The organism is Methanobacteriaceae archaeon (assembly GCA_013403005.1).
Classification (GTDB): domain Archaea; phylum Methanobacteriota; class Methanobacteria; order Methanobacteriales; family Methanobacteriaceae; genus Methanobacterium.
On sequence record JACBOA010000004.1, the window covers coordinates 51,217 to 63,637 of the forward strand.

At 36.9% G+C, this 12,421-nt stretch carries 13 protein-coding genes, 1 tRNA gene and 1 pseudogene; 11 read left to right on the top strand and 4 right to left on the bottom strand.

Annotation, left to right across the window (positions count from 1 at the left end):
- A complete protein-coding gene (locus HVN35_04305; GenBank protein ID NYB51768.1) occupies positions 1 to 2,928 on the top strand; it encodes a DEAD/DEAH box helicase family protein in 2,928 nt (975 codons plus the stop codon).
- Between the two features lie 54 nt (positions 2,929 to 2,982).
- Here the strand turns inward: HVN35_04305 and HVN35_04310 are convergent.
- The 4 genes from HVN35_04310 to HVN35_04325 form a co-directional block, all read right to left on the bottom strand.
- A tRNA-Leu gene (locus HVN35_04310) sits at positions 2,983 to 3,065 on the bottom strand.
- A gap of 77 nt (positions 3,066 to 3,142) precedes the next feature.
- A complete protein-coding gene (locus HVN35_04315) occupies positions 3,143 to 3,403 on the bottom strand; it encodes a hypothetical protein (protein NYB51769.1) in 261 nt (86 codons plus the stop codon).
- A 47-nt stretch (positions 3,404 to 3,450) separates the two neighbouring features.
- Positions 3,451 to 3,660, bottom strand: a complete 210-nt coding sequence (locus HVN35_04320) for a hypothetical protein (protein ID NYB51770.1) — start codon at positions 3,658 to 3,660, stop codon at positions 3,451 to 3,453.
- Positions 3,661 to 3,705: 45 nt separating this feature from the next.
- A complete protein-coding gene (locus HVN35_04325; protein NYB51771.1) occupies positions 3,706 to 5,487 on the bottom strand; it encodes a ribonuclease H-like domain-containing protein in 1,782 nt (593 codons plus the stop codon).
- Between the two features lie 463 nt (positions 5,488 to 5,950).
- On the opposite strand from HVN35_04325, the gene HVN35_04330 reads away from it, so the two are divergent.
- The 10 genes and pseudogenes from HVN35_04330 to HVN35_04375 all read left to right on the top strand — a co-directional run bounded on the left by HVN35_04330 (position 5,951) and on the right by HVN35_04375 (position 12,353).
- The gene (locus HVN35_04330; protein NYB51772.1) at positions 5,951 to 6,556 is read left to right on the top strand and encodes a GNAT family N-acetyltransferase; all 606 of its coding nucleotides are present in this window, start codon (positions 5,951 to 5,953) and stop codon (positions 6,554 to 6,556) included.
- A 481-nt stretch (positions 6,557 to 7,037) separates the two neighbouring features.
- Positions 7,038 to 7,574, top strand: a complete 537-nt coding sequence (locus HVN35_04335; protein NYB51773.1) for a PadR family transcriptional regulator — start codon at positions 7,038 to 7,040, stop codon at positions 7,572 to 7,574.
- Between the two features lie 174 nt (positions 7,575 to 7,748).
- Positions 7,749 to 8,075, top strand: a pseudogene (locus tag HVN35_04340) (ATP-binding cassette domain-containing protein).
- Between the two features lie 82 nt (positions 8,076 to 8,157).
- Entirely contained in the window at positions 8,158 to 8,595 is a 438-nt protein-coding gene (locus HVN35_04345) for a 4Fe-4S ferredoxin (GenBank protein NYB51774.1), read from the top strand.
- A gap of 80 nt (positions 8,596 to 8,675) precedes the next feature.
- A complete protein-coding gene (locus HVN35_04350; protein ID NYB51775.1) occupies positions 8,676 to 9,245 on the top strand; it encodes a class I SAM-dependent methyltransferase in 570 nt (189 codons plus the stop codon).
- Between the two features lies 1 nt (position 9,246).
- Entirely contained in the window at positions 9,247 to 9,858 is a 612-nt protein-coding gene (locus tag HVN35_04355) for a GNAT family N-acetyltransferase (protein ID NYB51776.1), read from the top strand.
- Positions 9,859 to 10,056: 198 nt separating this feature from the next.
- A complete protein-coding gene (locus tag HVN35_04360; GenBank protein ID NYB51777.1) occupies positions 10,057 to 10,935 on the top strand; it encodes a CPBP family intramembrane metalloprotease in 879 nt (292 codons plus the stop codon).
- A gap of 66 nt (positions 10,936 to 11,001) precedes the next feature.
- Complete coding sequence (locus tag HVN35_04365) at positions 11,002 to 11,667, top strand: MBL fold metallo-hydrolase (protein NYB51778.1); 666 nt, start codon at positions 11,002 to 11,004, stop codon at positions 11,665 to 11,667.
- Positions 11,668 to 11,690: 23 nt separating this feature from the next.
- Positions 11,691 to 12,155 carry an NAD(P)H-dependent oxidoreductase gene (locus tag HVN35_04370; protein ID NYB51779.1) on the top strand — a complete coding sequence of 155 codons (465 nt, stop codon included), beginning with the start codon at positions 11,691 to 11,693 and terminating at the stop codon, positions 12,153 to 12,155.
- Between the two features lie 33 nt (positions 12,156 to 12,188).
- The gene (locus tag HVN35_04375; protein NYB51780.1) at positions 12,189 to 12,353 is read left to right on the top strand and encodes a hypothetical protein; all 165 of its coding nucleotides are present in this window, start codon (positions 12,189 to 12,191) and stop codon (positions 12,351 to 12,353) included.
- Positions 12,354 to 12,421: the final 68 nt, after the last annotated feature.

Sequence of the window (12,421 nt, forward strand, 5' to 3'; positions counted from 1 at the left end):
ATGTCTAGGATGACACACCAAGGTACCAGGGATATTCCCTTATTATTCGCCAGGGAATTGACTAATAAAGTGAACAGGGCTTGGAAAGATGGATCATTTATAGAAAGTGTAACTCCGATAACAAAGGATTTGTTGAGGTTCTGGTTTACTGAAGCATTTTGTGATACACGAAAGTTCAATTTCCACGAAGGTCAAAGACAAGCTATTTTGAACACGATATATCTTCATGAGGTAATGGGTGTTAGTAATGTGATGGATATGTATAAATCTATTCGCCCTGAGTTACTTAGTGAGATGAATCTTCTGGATCTGGAGAAAGACAAATACAAACATCCTAAATATGCTATTAAGATGGCTACAGGTACTGGTAAAACATGGGTTATGCATGCATTGCTCCTCTGGCAGTTTTTAAATGCTAAACATGAAAACGAACCTTCTGGAAGATATTCTAAGAATTTCTTACTTGTTGCACCGGGATTGATTGTTTATGAAAGACTTTTAGATGCATTTTTAGGAAAAGAGCAGGTGGATGGTACTAGAGACTTTGATCAATCAGACTTCAAGACCTTTGAGAAGTTATTTGTACCTCCAGCATATAAGGATATTATTTTTGGATTCATACAATCTAATGTAGCTCGCAAAGAAGAAATAGGAACTAAAGTAACTGGTGAAGGCCTTATTGCTATCACTAATTGGCATTTATTGGCTGAAGAGGAAGAAAAATATAGTGATAAATCTCCAATTGAGGATCCCACAGCAGTCATTAAAGATGTTCTTCCAATCACTCCAGGGAAAAGAGCTGGTAATGCTTTAGATTCTTTAGACAGCCAGTATCTTAGGGGAAGAGAAGTAGAATATCTTGCTAATTTACCAGATTTAGTTGTATTTAATGATGAAGCTCATCACATTCATGAAGTGAAACGTGGTGGAGAAATATTTGAAGTGCAATGGCAAAGGAGTTTGTTAAAGATATCTGAGCCTAAAAATGAGAATTTTATTCAAATAGACTTTTCTGCAACTCCTTACAGTGTCACAGGCAGTGGACAGAAACGTACTAGGCATTTCTTCCCTCACATAGTTGTTAATTTTGACCTAAGAACATCCATTAGGCACGGGTTGGTTAAAACCATAGCTTTGGATAGGAGAAAAGAAGTTGCCACCATGAAACTTGATTTCAAAGCCATTAGGGAAGGTAAAGACGTTGTGGGTTTGTCTGATGGGCAGAAAATCATGCTTAGAGCGGGTTTACAAAAGTTAAATATCCTTGAAAGAGAATTTGTTGATCTAACTTCCAACGAAGAGGGTGTTTCCAGTAAACATCCGAAGATGATGGTTATTTGTGAGGATACTAAGGTTGCTCCTTTTGTAACAGACTTCTTGATTAAATCAGAGGGTTTATCTGAAGATGATGTGATGGAGATTCATTCAGATCGTAAAGGTAACATACCTCAGAAAGAGTGGGATGAAACCAAACAGCGATTATTTAATATTGACAAACATAAGAGTCCAAGAGTCATTGTTTCTGTTCTTATGTTAAGGGAAGGTTTTGATGTTAACAACATCTGTGTTATTGTTCCATTAAGATCAACTACTTCGTTTATACTCTTGGAACAGACTATTGGTCGTGGATTAAGGTTAATGTGGAGAGAACCTATTTTCGAAGAAGTTAAAGCTGAGAATAGGATACGATTATTGGATAAAAAGGAAGAACCCATAAATTATTTGGATATATTGAGTATTGTGGAACATCCTGCGTTCATAGAATTTTATGAGAAGTTAATTGATGAAGGTACAGTGGGAACTGCTGAAAAACCACCAACTGAACGCGAGAACATCTTAGGTGACATTATTAATGTTGGATTGAGGGAAGATTATGAGAAATATGATTTTTATTGGCCCTTAATTATCCGTGAAAGTGAGGAAAACCTCGCACCTACGGAATTATCATTCGAGAACATGGAATCATTTCCGGTTGCCTTGGAAGATTTGAAGCAATTAGTTCCCAAGAAGGGTGATGTTTTTTATTCTGAGGAGGTTACTGTTAGGACTAGGTTTGGAGAGTATTCTGTAACTGCGGATATATTTAATGCTAATAGTTATAATGAATTCCTAGCCAAACTGGTAAAGGGTGTAACTTCTATGTTGATACCCATGGGTCGTAAAAGGAAAAAATCGTTCCCTATGATGCAAATTAACAATGCAGAAATAGCCAAACTTACTGATGATTATATACGGCATAGATTGTTTGATCAATATTTTGATCCGATGGTTGATGATAATTGGAGGATACTCTTTTTATCTGAGTCCAAGATACTATCGCATATCATTAAAAATGTCAGCAAAGCAATCTATGAGATGCAGAACAATGTGGATGTCACGGAAGCAGAAGTAATCAAAAAACCATTTTCCGATGTAGCAGAAATAAAAATGAGGGAGAACTTCTCTCTAGACATTTCCAAGGCTATATATGAAAAATTAGCTTATCCTTCTCATAGAGGAGGATTTGAAAAAGCATTCATGGAGTTCATTGACAAAGATTCAGAAGTTCATTCTTTTATTAAAATCAACGAAGTTTATCATGACTTTGCTCATATTACTTATATCAGAGAAGATGGACTTTTATCTCATTACTATCCGGACTTCTTAGTGCGAACATCTAATAAGGTGTATCTTGTTGAGACAAAAGCTGAAAAAGATGTTAAAAATCCTGATGTTCAGCAAAAGAGAAGAGCCACTATTGACTGGATAGATAAAATTAACCAACTTAAACCAGAAGATAGGCTTTACTCCCAATGGCATTACGTTTTACTTGGTGAGAACACTTTCTATGAGCTAAGTGAAAAGGGTGCCGATACTATTGATATCCTTGAATATGAGAAGAAAACAAGAGGGCAGATTGAAGGTACTTTAGAGGATTATTTTATCTAAATCATTTGCACGCATTTGAATCATCAAATTAAATGTTAAAATAAGTCAAGATAGTGCAGGGGAAGGGATTCGAACCCTTGAAGGCCTACGCCAATAGGCCCTGAACCTATCCCCTTTGACCGCTCGGGAACCCCTGCTTATACCATGCATAGTTAAAGATCACTTAAAAGTTTTCTTATCTTGTTTGTACTTATATATTTAGTGTGTGTGGAGTCTATAAATCAGGAAGATGAATAGGTTGTTCTAAAACGAATCCCCGAATTTCAGCTGGCTCTGGCAGGTCATATATAATTTCTTCATGTTCAATGAGGGTGTGAGGAAGATTTTCAAATCGCCCCACGCACTCACATTTCTCGATATCCTCTTTCAGAGGTAAAAGCAAGTTTTGGTGAAAGTTTTGGTGACAATCATGACATCTCATCACTTTTTTGGCCCCTGAACATCTCCCTCTTTTGGCCAGTGGCTCTCTATCCACCTCTTACAATACCCTTGAAAAATCAAACACAGTTGCTGATAGAGGTTCTAATTCCATAGGCATCCAGAAGGATTAAGCTCCCCAATTTCTTCTTCTTTAATACTCCCACTAACATAATATTCTCCCATGTTTGAAGCCTCTAAGATCCAATTCCCATCTTGATTCACAGATAAAATGGTGAAATCTCCCCTTCTGGATGATGGTGTGTCCAATCGCACTGTGTGGAGTTTTTCACCCCGTGCTCTGGCCACATTCAAAATTCAAACACTCAAATTTTTCATCACATTAATCGAATTCTTAATTTAAGGTTGATAAACCGCATAAAAACCATCAGTGTCAGCGTAAACTGGTTTAAATCCGAACTTTTCTGCCTTTGCCATGGTTTTTTTAATGTAATCTCTTCCCCAGGCAGTTATGGCATCAGCACATTCCAGACGGTACCATCTGAAACGAGAATAACCGTAAACTCCGTACATGGAATTGGCCAGCCTTTTCAAAGCTTCCTGCTGCACATTGAGGATCCTCTTTTCCTCTTCATCCTCTGATTCTTTCATCATGGTTTTAAGACGCACCCTTTCCTTTAGTATGTTGCCTATAATTGATGGAACAAAACCAGGTGGTTCTTTAAGAAATTTGTATCCTCCTTCAGGGGAAATATGACATTTTTGAGGGTCACATTCTTTCACAATAGTGTCTGGGGAGACATTTTTGGATATGATGATGCTGGGGTACAGGCTGCGAAAATCGAAGTAAACAATGTTTTCATGGAGTCCTTTAACCGGATCCTTCACATAACCTCCGGCAGCCCTTTTACCTCTCCGATTTGAATACTGGGATGCTGAAGGCTTGTTAGGCACCACTTCACCCTGTTCGTAGGCTTTGCGGATGAGATACCATTCCACCAGCTGACCAGTGGCCATACGGGCCACATCAAAAAATGGTTGACCCACAATTCGAGTAATTTCCAGGGGTAATGGTAACATTTTCTCCCCAATTTCAGTAACTGCTACAGCATCATCCAGAGAGTACTTATGGAGTGTTTCCAGTTTCTCGCCACCCTCTTCCCAGTACTGGTATATCTCATCCCCGGGAATATCCTCTTTTTCCCGTCCAAAAAGCTCCAAATAAACTCTATCTAATGTATAACGGTCTAGTTGGAGGTAACGGCGCATGATAAGGTAAAGATCAACATGAACTCTTCCTTTAACCAGCGCAGCATTGGCAAAACCTCTTTTAATGAATTTAAGGGAAGAACCATCAGTTCCCAGGTTTAGAGGAATGTCTAGAATTGCAGCCCGGTCTTTGATATAGGGAAAATCAAAGTTGTCAGAGTTATAACCAATGATAATGTAGGGGTTTTCTTCCTCTACAATTTCAACCAGCCTTTTAATCATTTCAGCCTCACTTTCTACAGTTTCTACAAAATCCAAGCGAGATTCAGCAGTGGATAGCACCTTCCGCAATCCATGGTTAGTGGAGAGGCTGATCATAATTATGGGATCTCTTTCTGAGTTAGGCATTCCCTGGGGGTTGTAAACTTCAATATCCAGACTTAATGTTTTAAGATTGGGGAATTCAGAGCTAATGGGGCGAATTTCACCTTTCAAATCAACTATACAAGTTTTACTATCTGGAGGTATTTCTTTTACTTGGAGGGAATCTACAGTTTCAACTTCCACTTCCACCTCTGCCATGGGAAACAATCCCTTATCTATCAGATATCTCCGATAAAATGGAATATCATGTTCTCTGATTTCCTTAACCTCTGATAAATCTCTTATTTTATCTCTTAATTTGGGCACATCTTGGGGATGTTTCAAAGTGACTTTTAAAAAATCTTTATCACGGGCCAGGTCTTTCTTTTTCACTTTTTCAACTTTCAGAATTTCCATTTTCTCTATTTGCTCCTGGCAGGCATCAAGGTCATGAGGCATTACATAGATGTAGGGTTTGAATCCATCATCCAGCACGATAATGGGATTCTCCTCCTTATCATTTTTTTCTGTTCCAAAAAGCCTGATCACGGCTTTTTCGTCTTGGGTAATATAATCAATGTCCAGAAGTACCATTTTTTTGATTTCCATACGATCCTCTAATTTATTATAATGAAGGTATATAATTTGTTGAATGAGAAATCCAGCAAATTTCCATAGATTTAAGCAGTAAAATGCTAATAACAATAATAGGATGTTTTTTTTTAAATCCGAAAGAAGAATGGTTGCTAATATGTACTATGTTTTCTTAATCTGTTATCCAATACTATTCAATCCCTTGAATTCTCAATTTATTCCATCAAAAAAATATGATTAAGTGAACATTATTGTGTTTAAAATCATACCATCAAGATTAATTCGTCATATATTGCAACTGTATAAAAATGTTGATTAAAATATAACTTGGCAGAGTCATAACATTTGCCCAACTTCGCCATACATTTCAAGTGTAAATATTGTTAATGAATAACAACATTGTAAATTTCTTCATATTATTAATCCCGGGTAACTGAAATTTAATTATTTAGAATATTCTAAGGGAGTAAAAGATTAAATGCATCTTCAAAAAATGAATAAGGAAAAACATGACTCCTTAATGGTTTCAAAACTTATCTATGAGGCTGATGTGGATACATTCAATTTTTTCTTCGGTAACCAGGAGAATGCATCTCGGAAACTCCAGAAACTGGTGGCTGCCGGGAACAACAGTCTGGGTTATGAGCAGATTTACGTGGCAACCAATGAAGACTCCCGTATTCTAGGAGTTATGGTCTATTCAATTGGGAAAATAGATAAAATAAAAGAATTAAAGGTTCTATTCAAAAATCTTAATATTTTAGATTCATTGAGATTTATAATGCTTGAAATACTGGACAGTATTTTTATGTCTGATCTGGATGATGATGACTACTATTTTGCCATAGTAGCTGTTGATGAGCAAGCAAGAGGACAGGGAATCGGTTCATTTATCTTAGAAGAAGGCATAAAAATTGCCCGGAAAAAAGGTTGTAAAAGGGCTGTTCTGGACGTTGACATAGAAAATGAGGGTGCTTTAAGGTTGTATGAAAGATTCGGTTTCAAAAAATTTAAAGAAAAAATTATATCAATATTCGGGTGGAAGAAAGGGGCTTATAATATGGAATATCTGCTTGAAAATTAGAGAACGCTTTATTGACTATATTTTTGCATTTTATGGTGTTGAAAGATAAAGGTAACCACAGATAAGTTTTTATATTCCAAAAAAACTAGTTCACAGTCAATTTTTTTTAACTCAAGAAAAACTAAATTGTCTTTTGTTTTATTCTCTAATAATTTATTCTCTAATTATCATTTAACTAAAGACTTGATTTTTTTGAAATTAATAAGGAGGATGAGTTTTTTCCATACTCTGTTAATCTGTCAACTCTAACCATCAAACAATAATTATCATATTTTTAATTTAAACTATAATACTGATCAAAAACTATTTATATAATAACTTGCTTATTTATCGATTAGTTGATATCGGTTAATCGATAAATGTGATGTGAAAAAGTCAAAAAATTAGGTTAAATCTCATTTAACTGATATCATAACATCAAATTTTCGATCTTAAATCGGTTATACGATAAAAATACTGTCAAAGGAGGTACTGGTTCAAAATGTGGGATGCCTTTAGAAATCTGCACAGAGAATTTCATGAGAGAATAGAGGAAATGCAAAGATTCGGAGGTTTGAGAATCTGGATATTGCATGTAATTGATGAACATGGTCCTGCAAATGGTGTGGAAATTATGGATGGGATTCAGGCTCACTACGAGGCAATAGAACGTGCGGCACCATTTGACCGTGTGTCCTGCCGAGGCCCCAAACGCAGGACACCCCGGCCTTCACCAGGCTCAGTGTATCCTATGCTTAAAAAAATGGTTGAAGAAGGTTTAATCAACAAACTTGACGATGGAAAATATGAACTAACTGAAAGAGGACAGGAGATAGTTTATAAAATAGGGGGACGTTTCGGATTCCATAAAAAAATGGACCGTGGGGAATTATCCATAAGAAAAGCACTCACAGAAATCGAAGGGTATATCTCATATTTAGAGGACATAAAAGAAGAAAAACTGGCTTCTCATAAAAATTTAATAGCAGAATTAAGCGAAAGACTCAAAAAAATGGAAGAATCACTTCCAGATAAATAAATCACCTTCCAGATGATTCACATAAATAAATTTACAATTGTCTGGATTCCATTTTAAAACTTTCTGGAAGATGGATGATAAAAAAATTCACTGGCTTAGCTTGGGCTATGATTCTCCTTAGATTCTTGTCCCGGGCTATTATTGTCCTTAAATACAATTAAAAAGGGGGAAAACATGACAAATGCTATAGAAATGAATAATCTTACTAAAATGTTCGGAGATTTTACAGCAGTGGATAATTTATCTTTAAAGGTAAAGGATGGTGAAATCTTCGGATTTCTGGGTCCTAATGGTGCGGGAAAAAGCACCACCATACGAATGCTTTGCACTCTCACCCAGCCCACATCAGGATCCGCCCGGGTTGCAGGGTATGATTTAATTAAAGAATCAGATAAAGTCCGCCAGACTATCGGCCTGGTGGCAGAAAAGATGATCATGTATGACCGGCTCACTGCAGGAGAAAACCTCCGATTCTTCGGAAACTTATGTTCCGTACCAAAGTTAGACTAAAAGAGAGGATTTTTTTAGAAAATCAATGACCAAATAGGAGGACTAGATGGAAAAAGAGCTAGGAGGAATATTTATGAAATTTGAGAAGGAAATAAGGAGTTCCATTGAAACAGAATGCGAGGATTATTTCTTAGGAGCGGTTGATTTATCTCTTTTAGAAAATCAACTGACTAAAAAATATGATTCATTAATCGCAGAATATCCTCGAGCAATATCAGTGGGGATAACCTTACCCAGTTTCTATGACAGATTAAAAGATTATAAAAAGTTTTACAAACAGACAAACTGCCAGTTAAAATACATCACCTCACAATTAAGCAGGTTACTGGAAAGAGAGGGATATCAGGCTTTACCCATGCCCAAATCTCGAAAAAATCATCCTCACATTTCATTCCACGAAGCAGTTGCTTATCTGGCAGAAATGGGTAAAATTGAGAATAATCTTCTGATAACACCTGAAGCAGGATCAAAGGTTAACTGGGGGACTGTGTTAACCAACGCCCCATTATGAACTGGGAAATGCTTCAGATCAGACAATTAATGCAGCAATGAAGTTTTCATGCCTGAGGATAAAAAAATGTGTTGATAAAAATGTTAACTGAATACCGGATGAAAATGTTAAACAGAGAAGCATCTTCACCTAAAAATAAGCCATCTGCCATTGTTGAACACCTCGATATAGTAGATGGAATGGTTGTGGGTGATATAGGCTGTGGTGGAGGATATTTTACCTATAAATTTTCCAAAAAAGTAGGTTTAAATGGCAGGGTGTATGCAATTGATACCCATCGCAAATCATTGGATTACATAGGAAATAAATCAAGAAAAGAGATGTTAAACAATATAAAACCTGTGTTAGCAGAAGAAAACGGATTTAAATTGCCTGAAACCGTGGACTTATTCTTTTTAAGAAATGTGTTCCATCACCTCCACAACCGGGTTGAATACTTTAAAAACATTAAACAATTTTTAAAAAACAAGGGCAGAATTGCCATTATTGATTATGAAAAGAAAAAATACACCTTCACAGGACTATTTGGACATTACACTCCAGAAAGCGTTCTTTTAGACATTATGAATAAAGCAGGATTCTATCCTCTGGAAAAACATGAATTTCTACCGGATCAGTTATTCGTAATTTTCGCCAGGAAAGGAGATTAAGATGTCAATAAAAGCAGCAGTAAAGAATCATTTCATCAACCATCTTTTTAAAGAAGATGGGGGTAACTTATCATTCCAAGAACATTTAGCTAACAATTCCAAAATCCATGGGGATTATTTTATCCAAGATAAAACTGAAGATGGAGCATTGGGAGAGATTCACCAGGAAAAATTGGTATTTAGAAGGTTCTCCTGGGAAGATTTTGATGAATCTGCAGAATTATTCAAAAAAGTATTTAATGCAGGGCCCTGGTATGATAACTGGAGATCACTTGATGAAGTCAGAAACTATCTGGGTGAATTAGCTTCCAACCCGGTTTTCGAAGGTTTTATAGTCCAGGAAAACTCGCATATCATTGCTGCTTGCATGGGACGCAGAAGATCATGGTGGAATGGAAAGGAGTTCTTTGTTGACGAGTTCTTGGTGGAAAATGACATGCAGGGCGAAGGGATTGGAACAAAACTCATGAATTTTGTATCTCAAAGTCTACTAAAAGAAGGATATACACGTATAATCTTATTCACCAACAAAGGAATACCTGCTGAAATTTTTTACTTGAAAAACGGTTTTTATAATAATCAAAACAGGACAGTCATGGTTAAAGAACTTTAAAAGTTCATATAATAGTTTATTTTCATGGAAACTATCTAAAATGTTTTTTTTATAGGAAATTAAGATTTACCAATAGTTATTCAGGGAGGTGTGAACTCACATTCATTTTGAAAAATAATTAAATTAATTAACTATTCTTTATATGAAGATATGTAAGGGGGAACACAATTGGATCCTAATCAACAAGATCAGAAATTGATGAAGAAGAAAGGATTGTATTTTGTTATTTTAACATTCATTTTCAGTTACCTCCTTGCTTCAGTTTATTATCTGATGGGAGGACGGATTCAAGACCCGGGCTTCATGTTCATGGCCATTGGATACATGTTCATCCCGATGATAATTGCCATCATACTGCAGAAATTCCTTTATAAAGATTCCCTAAAGGATCTGGGTTTATCATTAAAATTTAACTGGTGGTGGGTTGTTGCCTGGATATTACCTTTGATTCTATCTATTTTAACCTTTGCAGTGGGTCTGCTCATTCCAGGAGTTCAATACTCGCCAGGAATGGAAGGATTCATAGCCAGATTAAGCGAATCCCTAACTCCCGAACAATTAGAAATGCTAAAAGCTCAGATAACAAGTTCACCATTAATAATATTCGTAACCATGATAATTCAGGGTTTGATATATGGGGCAACCATCAATGCAGTGGCTGCCTTTGGTGAAGAATACGGATGGAGGGGATTCCTCCAGAAACAATACAGTTACATGAGTTTTTGGAAAATGTCCCTGGTGATAGGTGTGATATGGGGATTATGGCACGCTCCCATCATAATTCAGGGTTATAATTATCCTCAAAACCCAATCATTGGCGTGTTCATGATGATTGGTTTCACAGTTCTTTTCACCCCCCTCATCGCTTACGTTCGTATCCGTTCTGGATCAGTCATTGCTGCAGCTATAATGCACGGGACCCTGAATGCCACCGCAGGAATAGCCATACTTTTTACCAGTGGAGGAAGCGATCTCACAGTGGGAGTGATGGGACTGGCAGGATTTATTTCCATGGCCATACTCAACCTGTTACTGGTATTCTATGATAAAAAACTGGCTGAAGAGTCGATAATGTAAATTTAAAATGAATGAAGGCTGTTATTCAATCAGGAATATTTTTTAAAAAAACATGTGGGTAACCCAATGAGTCAAGAAATAAAAACCATTCACTTAAAAATATTTGGTGGATTAGCCAGTGTAAACTGCTACTTAGTAAGAATTGAGGGAAACTTTATCCTGATAGACACTGGAGACTCAAGAAATCGTAATAAAATAGATAAAGAGCTTGAAAAAGCTGGTTGCACATCTCAAAATCTTAAGTTAATCTTGTTAACCCATGGTGACACTGACCACACAGGAAACTGCGCCTTTATCCGTGATAAATACAGTACAAGGGTAGCCATGCATCTGGGTGATTTAGGGATGGTTGAAAAGGGGGATATGTTGTACAATAGGGAAGGAAACATCATATCTAGGATAATAAGTCCTTTTATGGGTTTAAGTAAATCCAACAGGTTCACACCGGATATTCTGGTGGATGATGGTTATGATCTCAACTTGTACGGATGGGATGCTAGGGTGATCCACATTCCAGGACATTCATCGGGTTCAATAGGCGTACTAACAGTAAATGGCGAGTTTTTCTGTGGGGATCTCTTTTCAAGCAATGGAAAAGCATCCGTCCATTCCATCATGGATGATAAGGTCAAGGCAAAAGAAAGCATAGAAAAACTAAAAAAGTTAAATATTAATCAGGTTTACCCGGGCCATGGGGAACCATTCCCCTGGACTAATTTAACCGAGGTATAAACATTTAGAGGGGGTTAATATAGATGAAAATAGGAATTATAGTACATTCCCAAACCAATAATACCTATTCTGTTGCTGAAAAACTCCATGAAAAGCTTCAGGAAGCGGGTAACGATGTGAATATTGAAAGGGTGAATATGGTGGGGGGTAATAAACCTCAGGGTAAAGATATACAGATCGAAAACCCTCCAGAGGTTGCAGAATACGATGCCATAGTCTTTGGCTCTCCAGTACATGCCTTTTCACTGGCACCAGCAATGAAGGTGTACTTAGAACAAATCCCATCCTTGCAGGATAAAAAAGTGGCACTTTACGTGACCAAGGCATTACCATTAAATTTCACAGGTGGAACCCGGGCCATAGGACAGATGGAAAAAATATGCCAGTCCAAAGGGGCTACTATTGTGGGTACAGATATCGTGGTCTGGAGGGGTGACATAAATAAAAAAATCAATGACTTGACCCGGAAATTCAGTGTAATATTTTAAAGTTTAAAGTTCGAAAATGATAAGGATGGGCTTATGAGCCCTGAAATTTATTATTTTTCAGTTACTGGCAATTCCCTGGTTGTAGCCAGAGACATAGCCCGAAAAATGGGATTAGAACTCATTCCCATCGCTTCTATGCAGATAAAGAAGATAAAAACTGATGCAGATGTGATGGGTGTTGTTTTCCCCACATTATGAACCATAGGGTGGGGTTCCAAGGATAGTACGGAATTTTGCCTAGCCTGTTTTCACTGGTGCCCAGAAGA